The sequence below is a fragment of the Paraburkholderia eburnea genome, from assembly GCF_002917095.1.
GTDB lineage: Bacteria > Pseudomonadota > Gammaproteobacteria > Burkholderiales > Burkholderiaceae > Paraburkholderia > Paraburkholderia eburnea.
Genome location: NZ_PQGA01000001.1, coordinates 940,159 through 958,654 on the forward strand (window position 1 = coordinate 940,159; position 18,496 = coordinate 958,654).

Genomic DNA, 18,496 nt, shown 5'->3' on the forward strand with positions numbered 1-18,496 from the left:
GCAATACATTTGCAATCCCCACGCGCCGATTTGCTGACTCGATTGCGGGCGCGTGAACTCCTGGGGCATAGGCCCGGCGGAGTTCGATATAAATGCGGCTAAAGAGGTCGTCAGCCGCGCCAATCCTCTCGCACTCCGCGCTCGCCGACACCGTTTAGCCGCCCGAAAAACACAGGCGGAACGAATGGAATCGATCGGCATCGTCGCTCCTCAAACACTGCATTTCGACGAGCCTCTGCAACTGCAGAACGGCACGGCGCTGGCCGGGTACGACCTCGTGGTCGAGACCTACGGCACGCTCAATGCCGCGCGCAGCAACGCGGTGCTCGTCTGTCACGCGCTCAACGCGTCCCACCATGTCGCGGGCGTCTACGCGGACAACCCCAAAGATGTCGGCTGGTGGGACAACATGGTCGGTCCGGGCAAGCCGCTCGACACCAACCGCTTCTTCGTGATCGGCGTGAACAATCTGGGCTCGTGCTTCGGCTCGACCGGACCGATGAGCCTCGACCCCGCCACCGGCAAACCGTGGGGCGCGCGCTTTCCGGTCGTGACCGTGGAAGACTGGGTGGACGCCCAGGCGCGCGTGGCCGACCGCTTCGGCATCGAAAAATTCGCGGCGGTGATGGGCGGCAGCCTCGGCGGCATGCAGGCGCTCGCGTGGAGCCTGCGCTATCCCGACCGGCTCGCGCATTGCATCGTGGTCGCCTCCACGCCCAAGCTGTCGGCGCAGAACATCGCCTTCAACGAAGTGGCGCGTTCCTCGATCCTCTCGGACCCGGACTTCCACGGCGGCGACTACTACGCGCACAACGTGAAGCCCCGGCGCGGCCTGCGCGTCGCGCGCATGATCGGCCACATCACCTATCTGTCCGATGACGACATGGCCGAAAAATTCGGCCGCGCGCTGCGCCGCGCCGAGGGCGCCGAAGACGCCTACAACTTCAACTTCGACGTGGAATTCGAAGTGGAGTCGTATCTGCGCTATCAGGGCGACAAGTTCGCGGATTACTTCGACGCCAACACCTATCTGCTCATCACGCGCGCGCTCGACTACTTCGATCCCGCCAAGGATTTCGACGGCGATCTCACGCGCGCGCTCGCGCACACCAAGGCGAAATACCTGGTGGCGAGCTTCGCGACCGACTGGCGTTTCGCGCCCGCGCGCTCGCGCGAGCTGGTGAAGGCGCTGCTCGACCACAAGCGCCAGGTGACCTACGCGGAGATCGACGCGCCGCACGGCCACGACGCCTTCCTGCTCGACGACGCGCGCTATCACAACGTCGTGCGCGCCTATTACGAACGTATTGCTGCTGAGGTGGGCGCATGAACCAGAGCGCTTTCGACAGTCTTTCCGCCCGTCCCGACTTTCGCACCATCGCGCGCTGGATCGAGCCTCGCTCGACCGTGCTCGACCTGGGTTGCGGCGACGGCTCGCTGCTTTCGCTGCTCGGCGAGGAGCTGGAGTGCACGGGCTATGGCATCGAGATCAACGACGCGGGCGTGCTCGCCTCGACGAAGAACGGCATCAACGTGATCCAGCAGAATCTGGAAGACGGTCTGCGCCTGTTCGAGGATGCGAGCTTCGACTTCGCCATCCTTTCGCAGACGCTGCAGACGATCCATCAGACCGCCGCGATCCTGCGCGAAACGGCGCGCGTGGGCAAGGAATGCATCGTCTCGTTTCCGAATTTCGGCTACTGGCCGCACCGGCTGTCGGTGCTGCGCGGGCGCATGCCGGTGTCGAAATCGCTGCCTTACCAATGGCACAACACGCCGAACGTGCGTGTGCTCACGGTCAAGGATTTCGAGGCGCTCGCGCCCGAAGTCGGCATCGAAATTCTCGACCGCGCCGTGCTGCACGGGGGCCAGACCGTTCGATGGGGTGTGAACTGGCGTGGTAGTCTTGCGGTCTATCGCGTGAAGAAACGCTGACGCCGGGACCGGCGACGCGCGTTCCACCGCATCCACACCGCAACACCGCGCCGCCGCTACCCGACGACATGCCTATTTCGCCCCAGGAAGCGCCCCGAGAGGCTCCTGCCCAAGAAGCGCACGACGCGCCCGACACGCATAACGCCCACAACGTCGACGCACACGAAGAACACCCCGGCTGGCGCGCGTACCTGAACACGCACATGCTGATCTGCGTGTTCCTCGGCTTTACCTCGGGGCTGCCGCTCTTCACCCTCGTTTATCTGGTGCAGGCCTGGCTGCGCTCCGAAGGCGTCAATCTCAAGGAAATCGGCCTGTTCGCGCTGATCCAGTTTCCGTATACGTGGAAATTCGTCTGGGCGCCGCTGATGGACCGTTACGTGCCGCGCCTGCCGGGCTGGAAACCGGGCCGCCGGCGCGGCTGGATGCTGGTCACGCAGATTCTCGTGGCCGGCGCGATCGCCGCGCTCGGCTTCGTTTCGCCCAGGGAGTCGATCTGGACCGTCGCCGCGCTCACTGCGCTGGTGGCCTTCTTCGGCGCGAGCCAGGATATTTCGGTCGACGCCTACCGGCGCGAGCTGCTCAAGGACACCGAACAAGGTCTGGGCAACGCGGTGCACGTGAACGCTTACAAGATCGCGGCGCTGGTGCCCGGCTCGCTCGCGCTGATTCTCTCGGATCATCTGCCGTGGAGCACGGTGTTCGTCGTCACGGCGGCGTTCATGATTCCCGGCATGGTCATGTCGCTCGTGGTCAGCGAGCCGGAAGTGCACGGCGCGCCGCCGAAGAATCTGCGCGCCGCCATCGTGCAGCCGTTCGCCGAATTCGTGAACCGCGACGGCCTCGCCGCTGCGTTGTTCGTGCTGGCGTTCATCTTTCTGTACAAGCTCGGCGATACGATGGCGACGACGCTTTCGACGTCGTTTTTCCTCGATATCGGCTATTCGCGCACCGAGATCGGCGTGATCGCCAAGATGACCGCGTTCGGCGCGAGTCTCGCGGGCGGCATTCTGGGCGGCATCGCGCTCGTGAAGATCGGCATCGGGCGCGGACTGTGGATTTTCGGCTTGCTGCAGATGGTCTCGACGCTCGGTTTCGCGTGGCTGGCGCAGCTCGGGCCAGGTTCGCCCTCGCTTGCGCTCATCTACGACGCTGTCGTGACGGTGAGCCACGGCGTCTCGCAGATCGCCGCGGTCTTCGGCGCGAACGCGCAGTTCGCGCTCGATCCGCGCGCGGTGGCGCTCGCGCTCGTGTACGGCTTCGAAACCTTCGCGACCGGTCTCACGCTCGCCGCGTTCACCGCCTATATTGCGAGCACCACCGACCCGCGCTACACGGCCACGCAGTTCGCGCTCTTCACGAGTCTCGCCTCGGTGCCGCGCACGCTGGCGTCCGCCGCCAGCGGTTATGTGGTCGCGAAAATCGGCTGGTTCGACTACTTCGTCGCCTGCACGCTGCTCGCTCTACCGGGTATGCTCCTGCTCATTCGAATCGCCCCGTGGAGAATCCGGAAGTGACCCCGCCTCAGCATGCCGCCTGTGTTTGCCTTTCGACGCGCCGTCGTCCGGGAGGGATAAGCGCTCGCGCTGCGGGGCCACAGCGAGAGCGCACCGACCTTCGTTCCGCCTTGTGCGCGCTTGCGCTGACGCTGGCTTCGGGGTTCGCGCAGGCCGCTGAAAATCCCGCCGCCACTTCGACCACCCCGGCCACCGCGTCCAGTTCCGCTTCGACGCCCGCGCTCACCAGCGCCCCGGAAACGGCGGGCGCGGCTTCCGCGAATGGGTCGAACCTGCCCCAACCGGGTAGCGCCGCGACGCTCAATTCGAACCCGGCGAATCCAGCGAATCCAGCGAATCCAGCGAATCCAGCGAATACGTCGAACCCATCGCCCAATGTGCAGAACGGCGCGCCGAACACGGGCCGCGTGGTGCGCTTCGGCGATATCGGCGTGTTTCGCAATCTGATTCCCTCGCCTACGCTCGAAGCCCAGGCCGCCGCCGAATACAACGAGATCGTGCGCGGCGCCGCGCACTCGAAACTGCTCTATCCGGATAGCGATCCGCACGCGCAGCGCGTGCATCAGTTCGTGGACCGGCTCGCGCCCTATTCGCTCAAATGGAGCGACCGCGTCAAGAACTGGAAGTGGGAAGTAGCGGTGATCCGCTCGCCCGATATCCGCATGTACTGTCTGCCGGGCGGCAAGATCGTCGTGTACGGCGGCCTGCTCGACCGCGTGAGGCTCAACGACAACGAACTGGGCATGCTGCTCGGCCACGAGATCGCACATGCGGTGCGCGAGCATGTGCGCGAACGGCTGGGCGAGCAGCAGGCCGCGCAGATCGAATCGGGCGTGGTGCCGCAGCTGTTCGGTCTGGCCGATCTGGGGGTGTTCCCGCTGGGCATCGGCTCGCGTCTGGTGGAAATGCACTATGGCCGCGCCGATGAAACCGAGGCCGACGTGATCGGCAGCGACATCGCCGCGCGCGCGGGCTTCGATCCGCGCGCGGCGCTCACGCTCTGGGACAAGCTCGCGGCCGCCACCAGGGCCGACCGCGATCAGGGCTTCATCTACGTGCATCCGTACACGCCGGCGCGGCGCGCGGATATCGCCAAGCGGCTCGCCGACATGATGCCGCTCTACGCGAAGGCCATCGGCAAGCCGCTCAATACATTGCCCGACTATCAGGGCATTGCGGCGGTGCAGCGGCGCAAGGTGGCGGCGGCGCCCTGAATCAGGGCGTCAGCCTTCGCAATAAAGATCAGCGCTTCTTGACCTTCCAGTCGTAATCGACCGTCAGCGGCGCGTGGTCGCTGAACTTGATGTCGCGGAACACGTCCGTGCGTTTCGCCGTCGCCGCGACGCCGGGCGTGGCGATCTGGTAATCGATACGCCACCCCACGTTCTTCGCGTACGCCTGACCGCGGTTGCTCCACCAGGTGTACTGCTCGGGGCGCGGGTCGAGCGTGCGGAACACATCGACATAACCCACCTCGTCGAATAGCTGCGTGAGCCACGCGCGCTCTTCGGGCAGGCAGCCGGAGTTCTTCTGGTTGCCCTTCCAGTTCTTGATGTCGATTTCCTTGTGGACGATGTTCACGTCGCCGCACACGATCACTTCGCGCTCGCGCTTGAGTTCGGCCAGATGCGGCATGAACACGTCCATGAAGCGGTACTTGGCCTGCTGGCGTTCATCGCCGCTCGAACCCGACGGCACATACACCGAGATCACCGACAGATCGCCGAAGCGCAGTTCCACGTAGCGGCCTTCGGCGTCGAACTCCTCGCTGCCGAAGCCGATGATGACCTCATCCGGCTCGCGGCGCGCGTAGACGCCCGCGCCGCTGTAGCCCTTCTTCACCGCATGCTGGAAGTAGCCCTTGAAATCGTGCGGTGCGAGGAATTCGGGCGTCATGTCGTCCTGCGAGCACTTGATTTCCTGCACGCAGAGCACGTCGGCGTTCTGTTCGCCGAACCATTCGAAGAAGCCCTTCTTCGCCGCGGAGCGGATGCCATTGAGATTCGCGGTGATCACACGCAGCATTTTTCAGTCCTTTTGGGGTTCATGGTCGGGCAGAAGGATCGGCATTCACTCGATCTTCATGCCTTCGAGTTCGGGCCTGGCCGGCGGAAATTCGAGCTTCAGGTCGTCCATCAAGCGCAGCAGCAGCTCGGCGACCATCACGTTGCGATGCGTCTTCGAATCGGCGGGAATCACGTACCAGGGCGCGTATTCGGTGGACGTGGCCGCGAGCGCGTCGCGGTACGCGGCCTGATAGGCGTCCCAGTGCTTGCGCGCTTCGAGATCGGAGAGATCGAATTTCCAGTGCTTCGAAGGATCGTCGATGCGCGCCTGGATGCGGCGGCGCTGCTCGTCCTTCGAGATGTGCAGCCAGCACTTGATGATGGTCGTGCCGCTTTCCGCGAGCATGCGCTCGAAGTCGCGGATCTGCGCGTAGCGGCGCTCGCATTCGGCCGCGTCGATCTGCTCCATCACGCGCGGCACCAGCACGTCTTCGTAGTGGCTGCGGTTGAAGATCGCCAGTTCGCCGGCGCCCGGCACCTGCATGTGCACGCGCCAGAGGAAGTCGTGCGCGGCTTCGATGGGCGTCGGTGCACGAAACGGCACGATGCGCAGGCCGAGCGGATCAACCTCATGAAACACGCCGCGAATGGTGCCGTCCTTGCCGCTCGTGTCCATGCCCTGCAGCACCAGCAGCACGCGCTGATGACGCTGCGCATGCAGGCGCTCCTGCAGCACGTCGAGCTTGTCGCCGATCGCGGCAAGCCGCTCGCGGTCGCCGTCCTTGCTGCCCGTGGAGAAGGGCTTCGCGCCCGGATCGATCGCCTCGGGCGAGAATTTTTCGCCGTTCTTGTTGCTGAAATACGGTACGCGGAAATCGTCGAGACTCGGGGACTTCGCCATCGCTTGTGCGCTCCTTGAGGTGAATCCGGCCGCCTGAAGCGGCGAGGCGGCGCCGCACACCCTCGCACGACGCCGCCTCGCCAGCCAGGCCTGTTCAACAGCCTGACATGGGGATCAGCCCAGCTTCTTTTTCAGCAGTTCGTTGACCTGCTGCGGGTTCGCCTTGCCCTTGGTGGCCTTCATGGCCTGGCCGATCAGCGCGTTGAAGGCTTTTTCCTTGCCCGCGCGGAATTCCTCGACCGACTTCGCATTCGCGGCGAGCACCTCGTCGATGATCGCTTCGAGCGCGCCGGTGTCGGAGATCTGCTTGAGACCCTTGGCGTCGATGATGCGGTCCACGGCGGCTTCGTCCGCGGCCTTCTCGTCCCACATCGCCTGGAAGATTTCCTTGGCGATCTTGTTCGAGATCGTGCCGTCGGCGATACGCGCGAGCAGCAGCGCGAACTGCGCAGCCGAGACCGGCGACGCGCCGATATCGAGCCCTTCGCGGTTCAGCTGCGACGAGACTTCGCCCATCAGCCAGTTCGCGGCGGCCTTGGCCTGCGCCGGGCCGGCCTTCGCCACCACGGCTTCGAAGTACGACGCCATCGCCTTGCTCGACGTCAGCACGTTCGCGTCGTACGGCGTCACGCCGTACTGCTCGACGAAACGCGTCTGCATGGTCGCGGGCAATTCTGGCATTTCGCCCTTCACGCGCTCGACCCACGCCGCGTCGATCACGAGCGGCATCAGATCGGGATCGGGGAAATAGCGGTAATCGTGCGCGTCTTCCTTGCTGCGCATCGAACGCGTTTCGCGCTTGTCCGGATCGTAGAGGCGCGTTTCCTGCACCACCGTGCCGCCGTCCTCGATCAGTTCGATCTGGCGGCGCACTTCGTACTGGATCGCTTCTTCGAGGAAGCGGAACGAGTTCAGGTTCTTGATCTCGGCGCGCGTGCCGAATTCCTTCTGGCCGACCGGGCGCACCGACACGTTCGCGTCGCAGCGAAACGAGCCTTCCTGCATGTTGCCGTCGCAGATGCCGAGCCACACGACCAGCGTGTGCAGCGACTTCGCATAGGCCACGGCTTCCGCCGCGCTGCGCATTTCAGGTTCCGTAACGATTTCGAGCAGCGGCGTGCCCGCGCGGTTCAGGTCGATGCCCGTCATGCCCGCGAAATCTTCGTGCAGCGACTTGCCCGCATCTTCTTCCAGGTGGGCGCGCGTGAGATTGACGGTCTTCTCGTACGCTTCTTTGCCGGCCTTTTCGTTGGCCGGAACCTGGATCGTGATCTGGCCACCCTGCACGACCGGAATCTCGTACTGGCTGATCTGATAGCCCTTCGGCAGATCCGGGTAGAAGTAGTTCTTGCGCGCGAAGATGCTGCGCGGCGCGATCGTCGAGCCGATCGCGAGGCCGAACTGGATCGCGCGCTCGACCGCGCCGCGGTTCATCACCGGCAGCACGCCCGGCAACGCGAGATCGACGGGGCAGGCCTGCGTGTTGGGGGCCGCGCCGAACTGCGTCGATGCGCCCGAGAAGATCTTGGACACCGTCGACAATTGCGCGTGCGTTTCAAGACCGATAACGACTTCCCATTGCGTTGCCATGTTCACACCCCTGCCGGCGCCTTGCGATGCCAGTCGGTCGCGCGCTGGAAAGCGTCGGCGACCTGCAGCATGCGGGCCTCGTTGAAATAGTTGCCGACGATCTGCAGACCGACCGGACGTTGCGCGTTCGCACCCGCGCCGAAGCCGCACGGCACGCTCATGCCGGGCAGGCCCGCGAGGCTGGTCGACAGCGTGTAGATGTCCGCGAGGTACATCTGCAAAGGATCGTCGCCCTTCGCGCCGATGTCCCACGCCACGCTCGGCGCGACCGGCCCCATGATGACGTCGCACTGCTTGAACGCTTCCTGGAAGTCCTGCGCGATGATGCGTCGGATCTTCTGCGCCTGCAGGTAGTACGCGTCGTAGTAACCGTGCGACAGCACGTAGGCGCCTACCAGAATGCGGCGCTTCACTTCGGGGCCGAAGCCTTCCGCGCGCGACTTCTTGTACATGTCGAGCAGATCGCCGTACTGCGCCGCGCGATGGCCGAAGCGCACGCCGTCGAAACGCGAGAGGTTCGACGAGGCTTCCGCCGGAGCGATCACGTAGTACACGGGAATCGACAGTTCGGTCTTCGGCAGCGTGACTTCCACGAGCGTGGCGCCCAGCGACTCATAGGTCTTGAGCGCGGCGTCGATGCTCGCGCGCACGTCGTCGGCGAGGCCCGCGCCGAAGTACTCCTTCGGCAGGCCGATGCGCAGGCCCGCGAGCGGCTTGTCGGCGGACGCGTCCGGCGTCCAGTGCTGGCCGAGGTGGCGCGTGTAGTCTTCGTTTTCGCGTTGCAGGCTGGTGGAGTCGCGTTCGTCGAAACCGGCCATCGCGTTGAGCAGCAGCGCGCAGTCGGCGGCGCTTTGCGCCATCGGGCCGCCCTGGTCGAGCGACGAGGCGAACGCGATCATGCCGTAGCGCGATACGCGGCCATACGTGGGCTTGATGCCCGTGATGCCCGAGAACGACGCGGGCTGACGGATCGAGCCGCCCGTGTCGGTGCCCGTCGCGGCGGGCGCGAGGCGCGCGGCCACGGCGGCGGCCGAACCGCCCGACGAGCCGCCCGGCACGGCCTTCGTGTCCCACGGGTTCTTCACGGCGCCGAAGTACGAGTTCTCGTTGGACGAGCCCATCGCGAATTCGTCCATGTTGGTCTTGCCGAGCGTCACCATGCCGGCGCGCTCAAGGCGTTCGACCACGGTGGCGTCGAACGGGCTGACGTAGTTTGCAAGCATCTTCGAGCCTGCCGTCGAGCGCCAGCCGCGCGTGACGAACACGTCCTTGTGCGCGAGCGGAATGCCGGCGAGCGGCCCGGCGTGGCCGGTGTGCAGCAGCGCGTCGGCGGCCTTCGCCTGGGCGAGCGTCAATTCGGGATTGACGTCGACAAACGCGTTCAGATCTTGATGCGCGTCAATCCGGCCAAGAAAATGCTGGGCCAGTTCGACTGCGGAGCACGCCTTCGCGGCCAGTGCGGCGCGCAGTTCGGTCAAACTTTTGTCATGCATTGCGTGAGTCCTGGAAGATCGTAACGGGTCGATCACAACGATCGCCCCGCCCGGGAGCGCCTCGCGCACGCGCGGGCTGCGCCCCGCCAATTCGGGGGTGGCGGCGTTTTCGGAAGTTAAGGTCAGGAGACTCGAACTTCTTCGAAAATGCCGCTAAATACGCGTCTCTTTATTCAATCACGCGCGGAACGAGGTAAAGTCCGTCCTGTACCGCGGGGGCGGGGCGCTGGTAGGCGTCGCGATCCACGGTTTCGGTTACCGCGTCCTCGCGCAGTCGCAGCGCGACGTCTTCGATCTGTTCGATCGGATGCGCGAGAGGCGCAATGCCCGTGGTGTCCACGGCCTGCATCTGCTCGACGAGCCCGAAGAAATTATTCAGGCGATCGAGCGTATTGCCGGCCTCGGCATCGGCCAGTTCGAGGCGCGCGAGATGCGCGATGCGCTTCACATCGGTCAGGGTCAGGGCCATGCGTTCACCGGAAAAATTTTGAAGCTGAAGCAGTCCGAAAAAAACGGTGCTGTAACAGCGGTTTATCGCGCCGGATCCGAGTGTTGAAGAAAGCTTCGACGAGGTCAAAAACTGGCTTCCGGATCCTGCAAAACAGGCAAAATTATAAGGTATCATTACGCGTTCGACTCAAACCCGGACCGCCTTGCGTCTGCCTTTCATCCCTGAGCGCAGCAATTTGCGCTCAGTTGGCGCGCAGCGGGGCCGCCTCCGGTAACCATTCCCGCAGTTTCAGGCTCCTCGCGGCGGCGCTTTCCGCCCGTCCTGAGGCTGTTATTTTTTCCGCTGCCGCCCGTGACCCGCTCGTCTCGTAGGTCGGCCACAAGCGAGACAGGATTTTTGAATGTTCGGTTTTCTGCGTAGCTACTTCTCCAACGATCTCGCGATCGACCTCGGTACCGCCAACACGCTGATCTACATGCGCGGCAAGGGCATCGTCCTTGACGAGCCGTCGGTCGTGTCCATCCGCCAGGAAGGCGGCCCGAACGGCAAGAAAACGATTCAGGCTGTCGGCAAGGAAGCCAAGCAGATGCTTGGCAAGGTGCCGGGCAACATCGAAGCCATCCGCCCGATGAAGGACGGCGTGATCGCCGACTTCACCGTCACGGAACAGATGATCAAGCAGTTCATCAAGACTGCACACGAATCGCGCATGTTCTCGCCCTCGCCGCGCATCATCATCTGCGTGCCCTGCGGTTCCACCCAGGTCGAGCGCCGCGCGATCAAGGAAGCCGCGCACGGCGCGGGCGCCTCGCAGGTCTACCTGATCGAAGAGCCGATGGCCGCTGCAATCGGCGCCGGCCTGCCGGTGTCGGAAGCCACGGGCTCGATGGTCGTCGACATCGGCGGCGGCACGACCGAAGTGGGCGTGATCTCGCTCGGCGGCATCGTGTACAAGGGTTCGGTGCGCGTGGGCGGCGACAAGTTCGACGAAGCCATCGTCAACTACATCCGCCGCAACTACGGCATGTTGATCGGCGAACAAACCGCCGAAGCCATCAAGAAGGAAATCGGCTCGGCCTTCCCCGGTTCCGAAGTCAAGGAAATGGAAGTCAAGGGTCGCAACCTGTCGGAAGGTATTCCGCGCAGCTTCACGATTTCGAGCAACGAAATCCTCGAAGCGCTCACCGATCCGCTGAACCAGATCGTCTCGTCGGTGAAGATCGCGCTGGAACAAACGCCGCCGGAACTGGGCGCCGACATCGCCGAACGCGGCATGATGCTCACGGGCGGCGGCGCGCTGCTGCGCGACCTGGACCGCCTGCTCGCCGAAGAAACCGGCCTGCCGGTGCTGGTCGCCGAAGATCCGCTCACCTGCGTCGTGCGCGGCTCGGGCATGGCGCTCGAACGCATGGACAAGCTGGGCAGCATCTTCTCGTACGAGTAAGCGCACCGCTGCGGGAGCGGTCGATGCGGTTGCAAGCCGCAGTTCGACCCGCTATTGCAACCGGCGCGGCCGGGTCGCCGGCAAATCCGCTACTATCGACGCGCAACGAAGGTCGGGGCGGCAAGCCTGCCGCCGCGCGCAGCGGGGTGTGCCCGCGGTGTCTCCGGAATATCCCGCTGGCACCGCCGATGCGCCTCTCGTTTCACCGTTAGTTTCACCGAACCGCATACGCCCCCGGCGCAGACCATGGAATACAGTCCGCCGCCTCTATTCAAGCAAGGCCCCTCGGCACTCGCACGGCTGCTCTTCTTTGTCGTGCTGTCGATCGCGCTGCTGATTTCCGACGCGCGCTTCAAGACGCTGGAAGTCGTGCGCGGCGTGCTCGGCGCTGGCCTCTATCCGCTGCAGCGCGCGGCCCTCGTGCCGCGCGACCTCTTCATGGGCGCCGCCGACCTGGCCGTCACCAGCGCGTCGCTGCGCCAGGACAATGCGCAGCTTCACGCGCGCAATCTCCAGCTTTCGCAGCAGGCCAACCAGGCGGCCACGCTCGCCGCCGAAAACGCCCATCTGCGCGCCCTGCTGCAACTTTCGCAGCGCATCGGCGCGCCGACCACGCCCGCCGAAATCCAGTACGACACGCGCGACCCGTTCACGCAGAAGGTCGTGATCGGCGGCGGCTCGCAGCAGGGCGTGCAGAACGGCGCCCCCGTGCTCAGCGAAGACGGCGTGATCGGCCAGGTCACGCGGGTATTTCCGATGCAGTCCGAAGTGACGCTCGTCACCGACAAGGACCAGGCCGTGCCGGTCGAAGTCGTGCGCACGGGCCTGCGCAGCGTGATCTACGGCACACCCAAGGGCGATCTGCTCGATCTGCGCTTCGTGCCGATCAGCGCCGATTTGCAGGCTGGCGACGAACTCGTGACGAGCGGCCTCGACGGCGTTTATCCGCAAGGCTTGCCGGTTGCGAAGGTGGTGCGCGTCGACAAGCAGGCCGATACCGCCTTTGCGCGCGTGGTCTGCGCGCCGCTGGCCGCCGTGCGCGGCGCGCGTCAGGTGCTGGTGCTGCATTTCGTGCGCCAGGTGCCGCCGAACCCGGTCGAAGCCGCCGAGGCTGCCGCAGCGGCCGCCGCCGCCGAAGCCAAGGACACGAAGAAAAAGGCCGCGAAGGGCGCGGACAAAAAGGCCGACGACAAGTCGAAGGCGGCCGCCCCGGCGCCAGTCGCCGCGAAACCTGCCTCGAAGCCCATCGCGACCGCGCCGCAAGCCGCCCCCGCCAAAGCGCCGGCCGCGCAAGGGGGCCATTGATGGTGCGTCCGCAATACATTCTCCAGCCGGTCAACCCGTACTTCATCGCGTTCAGTCTCGCGGCGGCGTTCCTGCTGAATCTGCTGCCGTGGGGCAAGCTGCCGGGCGTGCCCGATTTCGTCGCGCTCGTGCTGCTGTTCTGGAACATCCACCAGCCGCGCAAGGTCGGCATGGGCATTTCGTTCTGCCTCGGCCTGCTGATGGACGTGCATAACGCCAATCTGCTCGGCGAGCACGCGCTTGCCTACACGCTGCTGTCGTTCGGCGCGATCACCATTCACCGCCGCGTGCTGTGGATGTCGCTCGGCGTGCAGATGTTTGCCGTCATGCCGATGCTCGTGGGCGCGCAGGTCGTGCCCTTCGTGATCCGCCTCTTGATGGGCGCATCCTTCCCCGGTTGGGGCTATCTGATCAGCGGCTTCGTCGAAGCCGTGCTGTGGCCGCTCACCAGCCTGTTGCTGCTGCTGCCGCAGCGCCGCCCCGTCGATCCCGACGACACGCGGCCCATCTGAGCGGCCGCGCGCCGCTCACCGTTGAAAGTCGTAACCGATGATCCCCTCTCCCTACCGGCCCGCCGCAGCGCTTGCGCGAGGCGCGGGCCTCGGCGTTTGAGCGCATGACCGAATTCAAGGACACCCAGCAGCAGCTCTCGAAGTACCGCCTGCGCGTCGCCGCGGCGGGAGTGTTCGTGTTCGTCTGCTTCGGGCTGATCGCGTTCCGCTTCCTCTACCTGCAGGTCTGGAACCACAGCAAATACTCGCTGCAAGCCGACGAGAACCGCATTTCCGTCGCGCCGATCGTGCCGAACCGCGGCATCATCACGGACCGCAACGGCGTCGTGCTCGCGAAGAACTACTCCGCGTACACGCTCGAAATCACGCCCTCGAAGCTTACCGACACGCTCGACAACACGATCGACCAGCTCTCGACCGTGATCCCGATCGACGCGCGCGACCGCCGCCGCTTCAAGAAGCTGCTCGAAGACTCGAAGAACTTCGAGAGCCTGCCGATCCGCACGCGCCTGAGCGACGACGAAGTCGCGCGCTTCACGGCGCAGCGCTTCCGCTTCCCCGGCGTCGAAGTGCGCGCGCGTCTGTTCCGCCAGTATCCGCTCGGCCCCACGGCCGCGCACGTGATCGGCTATATCGGCCGCATCTCGCAGCGCGACCAGGAGCGCATCGACGACGCCAGCGACCAGAACGACAACGATACCGAGCACTACGATCCGCGTCTGGACGCCAACAACTACAACGGCACCGACTACATCGGCAAGATCGGCGTCGAGCAGAGCTACGAAACCGAACTGCACGGCCTGACGGGCTTCGAGGAAGTGGAAGTGACGGCGGGCGGGCGCCCCGTGCGCACGCTCTCGCGCACCCAGGCGACACCGGGCAACAACCTCGTGCTGTCGATCGACATCGGTTTGCAGCAGGTGGCGGAGCAGGCGTTCGCGGGCAAGCGCGGCGCGCTGGTGGCGATCGAGCCGTCCACGGGCGACATTCTGGCGTTTGTGTCCGCGCCGAGCTTCGATCCGAATTCCTTCGTCGACGGCATCGACCAGCAGACCTGGGACGAGCTCAACAACTCGCCCGATCACCCGCTGCTCAACCGTCCGCTGCACGGCACCTATCCGCCGGGTTCGACCTACAAGCCGTTCATGGCGCTCGCCGCGCTCACGCTGCACAAGCGCACGCCGGGCTGGGGCTTTTCGGACCCCGGCTACTACATGTTCGGCGGCCACCGCTTCAACAACGACGTGCGTTCGGGCCAGGGCTGGGTCGACATGAACCGCGCGATCATGGTGTCGAACGACACCTACTTCTTCATGCTCGCGCACGATCTGGGCGTGGACAACATCGCGAACTTCATGAAGCCGCTCGGCTTCGGCCAGTTGACCGGCATCGACATCGCGGGCGAGGCGCGCGGCATCCTGCCCTCCACCGACTGGAAGCGCAAGGCCTACCGCAAGCCCGAGCAGCAGAGATGGTATGAGGGCGAAACGATCAGCCTGGGCATCGGCCAGGGCTACAACTCGTTCACGATCCTGCAGCTCGCGCACGCCACGGCCACGCTCGCCGATAACGGCGTGCTCATGAAGCCTCACCTTGTGAAGGAAATCGAAAACCCGATCACGAAGGAAGAGCACCTGACCGTGCCGAGCGAGAGCGGCCGGCTCGATGTGAAGCAGGCCGATATCGACGTCGTGAAGCGCGGCATGGAAAACGTGACGATGAATCCGTCGGGCACGGCGTTCAAGATCTTCCAGAACGCGGCCTACACGTCGGCGGGCAAGACCGGTACGGCGCAGGTGTACTCGCTGCAAGGCGCGAAGTATCAGGCGCACGCGGTCGCCGAACATCTGCGCGACCACGCGCTGTTCATCGCTTTCGCGCCCGCCGAAAAGCCGCAGATCGCCATCGCCCTGATCGTCGAAAACGGCGGCTGGGGTGCGCAGTCCGCAGGCCCGATCGCGCGCCGCGTGCTCGACTATTACCTCGTCGATCGGCTGAAGCCGGGCGCCGAGCAGGCCGCCGTGGCGGCGGCGGCTTCGGCGACGCAGGACGCGTCGGCGCCCGTGATCGGCCAGCCGCCGCAGGGCGCGTCGGCGGCCATGCCAGGCTCCGCGCCTGCGGCCGCGCCCGAAAACGCCGCGTCGACCACGCAAACGGTCAAGGTCGCCGCAGGCTTCACGCCGCTGCCGATTCCGGGCGCGGCCTCTGCCGCCGAGGCGGCTTCGGCGGCGTCCGCGGCGCAAGCGGCATCGGCGGCAAACGCCGCTTCGGGCGCCAAAGCCGATACCCAAGCCGGCAAAGCGCACGCAGCGCCCGCCGATGCCGTGAACGGCGGCACTGGTGGCAACACCAGCGTGGCCGACGACGCCCCCGCGCAGCGCCCCACTGCCGCATCCTTGCCGCGCCATTTCGGCCCGCATCGTCCGCGCCGCCCTGCGAGCGCACCCGCCGCGGCCACGCTCGCGCCGCCGCCCAAGCCCGCCACGGGCGGCATCGACGAGTAAGGACTTCCCATGCCTCTTCTACAGTTCGACAAGATCGACAAGCGCGCCGTGCTCGACGCGCTGCGCAAGATGTTCCTCGGTTTCGACCGCCCGCTCGCGCTCACGGTGTTCCTGCTGCTGTGCGTGGGCATCGTCACGCTGTACAGCGCGAGTCTGGATGTGCCGGGACGCGTCGAGGACCAGTTGCGCAACATCATGCTCACCTTCGTGCTGATGTGGGCGCTCGCCAATGTGCCGCCCAATACGCTGATGCGCTTCGCGGTGCCGATCTATTCCTTCGGCATCGCGTTACTGATCGCGGTCGCGCTATTCGGGCTCACGCGCAAGGGCGCGAAGCGCTGGATCAATGTGGGCGTCGTCATCCAGCCGTCGGAGATTCTCAAGATCGCCACGCCGCTCATGCTCGCGTGGTACTACCAGCGCCGCGAAGGCGTGATGCGCTGGTACGACTTCCTCGTGGGCTTCGTGATCCTGCTCGTGCCGGTCGGCCTGATCGCCAAGCAGCCTGACCTGGGCACCGCCGTGCTGGTGTTCGCCTCGGGCTTCTTCGTGATCTATTTCGCGGGCCTGTCGTTCAAGCTGATCGTGCCGGTGCTGATCGCGGGCATCATCGCGGTGGCGTCGATCGCCGCGTTCCAGGACAAGATCTGCCAGCCGCAGGTGAACTGGCCGCTCATGCACGATTATCAGAAGCACCGTATCTGCACGCTGCTCGATCCGACGTCCGATCCGCTCGGCAAGGGTTTCCACACGATTCAGGCCGTGATCGCGATCGGCTCGGGCGGCCCGCTCGGCAAGGGCTGGCTCAAGGGCACGCAGTCGCATCTGGAGTTCATCCCCGAAAAGCATACCGACTTCATCTTCGCGGTGTTCTCCGAGGAATTCGGCATGGCGGGCGGCATCGTGCTGCTCACGCTCTACATGTGTCTGATCGCGCGCGGGCTGTATATCGCGGCCAACGGCGCGACGCTGTTCGGGCGATTACTGGCCGGGTCGCTGACGATGGCGTTCTTCACCTACGCGTTCGTGAACATCGGCATGGTGAGCGGGATTCTGCCCGTGGTGGGCGTGCCGCTGCCCTTCATGAGCTACGGCGGCACGGCGCTCACGACGCTCGGCATCGCCATCGGCCTGATCATGAGCGTCGGGCGGCAGAAGCGGCTCATGCAGAGCTGATTGCTCCGCGACCCGCAAAGCAAAACGCGCCGGCTTCGACCGGCGCGTTTTCGTTTGGAGCAGCGGATTTACTGAGGCTGCGCCGGTGCGTTCTTCTGCAGTTGCGCGCTCAGCTGCTGGAATTTGAGGCGCGCGACCGGATCGCCCTGCGCGGCGGCCGCCGCATAGTAGGCGCGCGCGACGTTGAGGTTCTTCGGCACGCCGTCGCCGCCGCGCTCGTAGAACGAACCGGTCACGTATTGCGCGGTCATGTCGCCGCCCTCGGCGGCCTTCTTGTACCAGTAGAACGCCTGCTTGTTGTCGCGCCCGGTGCCGCGTCCGTCGAGGAACTGGTTGGCGAGCGCAAGCTCGGCCTGCACATGGCCCTGCTTCGCGGCCTTGAGGAACCACTGATGCGCTTCGGCGGGATTACGATCGACGAAGTCGCCATCGTCGTACATCTTGCCGTACACGTATTGCGCGTGGGACATGTTGGCGTCGGCGGCCTTGTGCAGCCACTTGCGGCCCTCGGTCACGTCGGCGGCACCGCCCTCGCCGTTGAGCAGCATCATCGCGTAGTTGAATTCCGCGAGTCGATTGCCGCGCGCGGCCGCCGCCTGGAACTCCGTGCGCGCGACGGTGAGATTGCCCGCGTTGTAGTCGGCGACAGCGCTGGCCGTCTGCGGATCGGACTCCGCGCTTACCGATGGCTGGCCGCCCGTGCCCGCGGCACTCGCCATGCCGCTCATGCTGGTAAGCAGCGCAGCGAAGATCCACACACGCATCACTTTCGAACGCCTCATGCCCGTGCCTCCTGCAGCGCCTGACGCGTGGCGCGCACGAGCCAGACCACGTCGGCGGCCAGCGCGATGAAGGAAAAGCCCATTTCGCGATACTGCTTCGCCTGCGCCGCGTCCATCGCGAAGATCCCCGCCGCCACGCCCGCCGCACGCGCCGCCGCGACGATGCGCGTCATCGCGGCCGTCACATCGGCGTGCTTCGCGTCGCCCAGATGGCCAAGGCTCGCGGCCAGATCGGCCGGGCCGACGAACAGGCAATCGACGCCCGGCACGGCGGCGATTTTCTCGACTTCGGCCAGTGCCGCCGCCGATTCGATCTGCACGATCGAGGCGATCTGCGCATTGGCGCCTTGCAGGTAGTCGCGCCGCATACCGTAAGCGGCGGCGCGCACCACGCCCGCGACGCCGCGCTGGCCGTTCGGCGTATTCGCATCGGGATATTGGGTGTAGCTCACGACGCGGGCGGCGTCCTCGGCGGACGTCACGTTGGGAAACATCACCGTGCGCACGCCCGCATCGAGCACGCGCTTGACGAGCCACGACTCGTTGGCCGGCACGCGCACGACGGGCTCGGTCGGCAGATGCGCCGCCGCGATGGCGCGCAGTTGCGCGAAGACGTCGCCGCTATCGTTGGGCGCGTGCTCCATGTCGATCAGGAGCCAGTCGAAACCGGCGTGCGCCAGCGCCTCGGCGGCCGTTTCGCTGCCCATCGACAGCCACAGGCCGAATAGCGGCTCGGCCTGTGGGAGGCGTTCCTTGAGGGGATTGGTGAAGGTGCTCATCGCCGTGCTCCGGGCGAGGCCGCGCAACGCGCGCGCACGGGCCGCTCGGCCCGGCAGCGCCACGCACCGGCAAGTCTCGCTTTCGTTATGCGTCGTTGTAG

At 65.5% G+C, this 18,496-nt stretch carries 16 protein-coding genes; 9 read left to right on the forward strand and 7 right to left on the reverse strand.

Annotation, left to right across the window (positions count from 1 at the left end; all coding sequences use genetic code 11):
- The first annotated feature begins 184 nt into the window (after nucleotides 1-184).
- The 4 genes from metX (at nucleotide 185) to B0G62_RS04230 (ending at nucleotide 4,666) form a co-directional block, all read left to right on the forward strand.
- Entirely contained in the window at nucleotides 185-1,330 is a 1,146-nt protein-coding gene (metX, locus tag B0G62_RS04215) for a homoserine O-succinyltransferase MetX (RefSeq protein ID WP_103702758.1), read from the forward strand.
- On the forward strand, nucleotides 1,327-1,935 hold the full coding sequence (metW, locus tag B0G62_RS04220; protein WP_103702760.1) for a methionine biosynthesis protein MetW: 609 nt from the start codon (nucleotides 1,327-1,329) through the stop codon (nucleotides 1,933-1,935). The genes metX and metW overlap by 4 nt, the downstream gene beginning before the upstream one ends.
- Before the next feature lie 68 nt (nucleotides 1,936-2,003).
- Complete coding sequence (locus B0G62_RS04225) at nucleotides 2,004-3,452, forward strand: AmpG family muropeptide MFS transporter (protein ID WP_103702762.1); 1,449 nt, start codon at nucleotides 2,004-2,006, stop codon at nucleotides 3,450-3,452.
- A gap of 110 nt (nucleotides 3,453-3,562) precedes the next feature.
- A complete protein-coding gene (locus tag B0G62_RS04230) occupies nucleotides 3,563-4,666 on the forward strand; it encodes a M48 family metallopeptidase (RefSeq protein WP_244193098.1) in 1,104 nt (367 codons plus the stop codon).
- A 28-nt stretch (nucleotides 4,667-4,694) separates the two neighbouring features.
- Here B0G62_RS04230 and B0G62_RS04235 read toward each other — a convergent pair whose 3' ends face one another.
- From B0G62_RS04235 to gatC, 5 genes are all read right to left on the reverse strand, one after another.
- Nucleotides 4,695-5,477, reverse strand: coding sequence for an exodeoxyribonuclease III (locus tag B0G62_RS04235; RefSeq protein WP_103702763.1), 783 nt, complete (start codon nucleotides 5,475-5,477; stop codon nucleotides 4,695-4,697).
- A 45-nt stretch (nucleotides 5,478-5,522) separates the two neighbouring features.
- Complete coding sequence (locus tag B0G62_RS04240; RefSeq protein WP_103702765.1) at nucleotides 5,523-6,359, reverse strand: polyphosphate kinase 2 family protein; 837 nt, start codon at nucleotides 6,357-6,359, stop codon at nucleotides 5,523-5,525.
- 114 nt (nucleotides 6,360-6,473) lie between these two features.
- Complete coding sequence (gene gatB / locus B0G62_RS04245) at nucleotides 6,474-7,949, reverse strand: Asp-tRNA(Asn)/Glu-tRNA(Gln) amidotransferase subunit GatB (RefSeq protein WP_103702767.1); 1,476 nt, start codon at nucleotides 7,947-7,949, stop codon at nucleotides 6,474-6,476.
- A gap of 2 nt (nucleotides 7,950-7,951) precedes the next feature.
- Nucleotides 7,952-9,442 (reverse strand): Asp-tRNA(Asn)/Glu-tRNA(Gln) amidotransferase subunit GatA, encoded by a 1,491-nt coding sequence (gene gatA, locus B0G62_RS04250; RefSeq protein ID WP_103702769.1) that lies wholly within the window; start codon nucleotides 9,440-9,442, stop codon nucleotides 7,952-7,954.
- A gap of 169 nt (nucleotides 9,443-9,611) precedes the next feature.
- Entirely contained in the window at nucleotides 9,612-9,911 is a 300-nt protein-coding gene (gatC, locus tag B0G62_RS04255) for an Asp-tRNA(Asn)/Glu-tRNA(Gln) amidotransferase subunit GatC (protein WP_103702771.1), read from the reverse strand.
- A gap of 382 nt (nucleotides 9,912-10,293) precedes the next feature.
- Between gatC and B0G62_RS04260 the strand changes: the two genes are divergently transcribed.
- From B0G62_RS04260 to rodA, 5 genes are all read left to right on the forward strand, one after another.
- On the forward strand, nucleotides 10,294-11,337 hold the full coding sequence (locus B0G62_RS04260) for a rod shape-determining protein (RefSeq protein WP_004189550.1): 1,044 nt from the start codon (nucleotides 10,294-10,296) through the stop codon (nucleotides 11,335-11,337).
- A gap of 246 nt (nucleotides 11,338-11,583) precedes the next feature.
- Nucleotides 11,584-12,642, forward strand: a complete 1,059-nt coding sequence (gene mreC, locus B0G62_RS04265; protein WP_103702773.1) for a rod shape-determining protein MreC — start codon at nucleotides 11,584-11,586, stop codon at nucleotides 12,640-12,642.
- Nucleotides 12,642-13,154: a rod shape-determining protein MreD gene (mreD, locus tag B0G62_RS04270; RefSeq protein WP_103702775.1), complete on the forward strand. Its 513-nt coding sequence runs from the start codon at nucleotides 12,642-12,644 to the stop codon at nucleotides 13,152-13,154. Before mreC ends, mreD begins: the two co-directional genes overlap by 1 nt.
- Nucleotides 13,155-13,258: 104 nt before the next feature.
- On the forward strand, nucleotides 13,259-15,658 hold the full coding sequence (gene mrdA, locus B0G62_RS04275; protein ID WP_103702777.1) for a penicillin-binding protein 2: 2,400 nt from the start codon (nucleotides 13,259-13,261) through the stop codon (nucleotides 15,656-15,658).
- Nucleotides 15,659-15,667: 9 nt separating this feature from the next.
- The gene (gene rodA, locus B0G62_RS04280; protein ID WP_103702779.1) at nucleotides 15,668-16,834 is read left to right on the forward strand and encodes a rod shape-determining protein RodA; all 1,167 of its coding nucleotides are present in this window, start codon (nucleotides 15,668-15,670) and stop codon (nucleotides 16,832-16,834) included.
- Between the two features lie 68 nt (nucleotides 16,835-16,902).
- Here rodA and B0G62_RS04285 read toward each other — a convergent pair whose 3' ends face one another.
- Nucleotides 16,903-17,616, reverse strand: coding sequence for a tetratricopeptide repeat protein (locus B0G62_RS04285; RefSeq protein ID WP_103702781.1), 714 nt, complete (start codon nucleotides 17,614-17,616; stop codon nucleotides 16,903-16,905).
- Nucleotides 17,613-18,395 carry an HpcH/HpaI aldolase family protein gene (locus B0G62_RS04290; RefSeq protein WP_103702974.1) on the reverse strand — a complete coding sequence of 261 codons (783 nt, stop codon included), beginning with the start codon at nucleotides 18,393-18,395 and terminating at the stop codon, nucleotides 17,613-17,615. Before B0G62_RS04290 ends, B0G62_RS04285 begins: the two co-directional genes overlap by 4 nt.
- Nucleotides 18,396-18,496: the final 101 nt, after the last annotated feature.

What these genes read in the sequence shown, in the direction of transcription:
- metX (WP_103702758.1), top strand. Translation starts at nt 185, where the DNA reads ATGGAATCGATCGGCATCGTCGCTCCTCAAACACTGCATTTCGACGAG.
- metW (WP_103702760.1), top strand. Translation starts at nt 1,327, where the DNA reads ATGAACCAGAGCGCTTTCGACAGTCTTTCCGCCCGTCCCGACTTTCGC.
- B0G62_RS04225 (WP_103702762.1), top strand. Translation starts at nt 2,004, where the DNA reads ATGCCTATTTCGCCCCAGGAAGCGCCCCGAGAGGCTCCTGCCCAAGAA.
- B0G62_RS04235 (WP_103702763.1), bottom strand. Translation starts at nt 5,477, where the DNA reads ATGCTGCGTGTGATCACCGCGAATCTCAATGGCATCCGCTCCGCGGCG.
- B0G62_RS04240 (WP_103702765.1), bottom strand. Translation starts at nt 6,359, where the DNA reads ATGGCGAAGTCCCCGAGTCTCGACGATTTCCGCGTACCGTATTTCAGC.
- gatB (WP_103702767.1), bottom strand. Translation starts at nt 7,949, where the DNA reads ATGGCAACGCAATGGGAAGTCGTTATCGGTCTTGAAACGCACGCGCAA.
- gatA (WP_103702769.1), bottom strand. Translation starts at nt 9,442, where the DNA reads ATGCATGACAAAAGTTTGACCGAACTGCGCGCCGCACTGGCCGCGAAG.
- gatC (WP_103702771.1), bottom strand. Translation starts at nt 9,911, where the DNA reads ATGGCCCTGACCCTGACCGATGTGAAGCGCATCGCGCATCTCGCGCGC.
- B0G62_RS04260 (WP_004189550.1), top strand. Translation starts at nt 10,294, where the DNA reads ATGTTCGGTTTTCTGCGTAGCTACTTCTCCAACGATCTCGCGATCGAC.
- mreC (WP_103702773.1), top strand. Translation starts at nt 11,584, where the DNA reads ATGGAATACAGTCCGCCGCCTCTATTCAAGCAAGGCCCCTCGGCACTC.
- mreD (WP_103702775.1), top strand. Translation starts at nt 12,642, where the DNA reads ATGGTGCGTCCGCAATACATTCTCCAGCCGGTCAACCCGTACTTCATC.
- mrdA (WP_103702777.1), top strand. Translation starts at nt 13,259, where the DNA reads ATGACCGAATTCAAGGACACCCAGCAGCAGCTCTCGAAGTACCGCCTG.
- rodA (WP_103702779.1), top strand. Translation starts at nt 15,668, where the DNA reads ATGCCTCTTCTACAGTTCGACAAGATCGACAAGCGCGCCGTGCTCGAC.
- B0G62_RS04285 (WP_103702781.1), bottom strand. Translation starts at nt 17,616, where the DNA reads ATGAGGCGTTCGAAAGTGATGCGTGTGTGGATCTTCGCTGCGCTGCTT.
- B0G62_RS04290 (WP_103702974.1), bottom strand. Translation starts at nt 18,395, where the DNA reads ATGAGCACCTTCACCAATCCCCTCAAGGAACGCCTCCCACAGGCCGAG.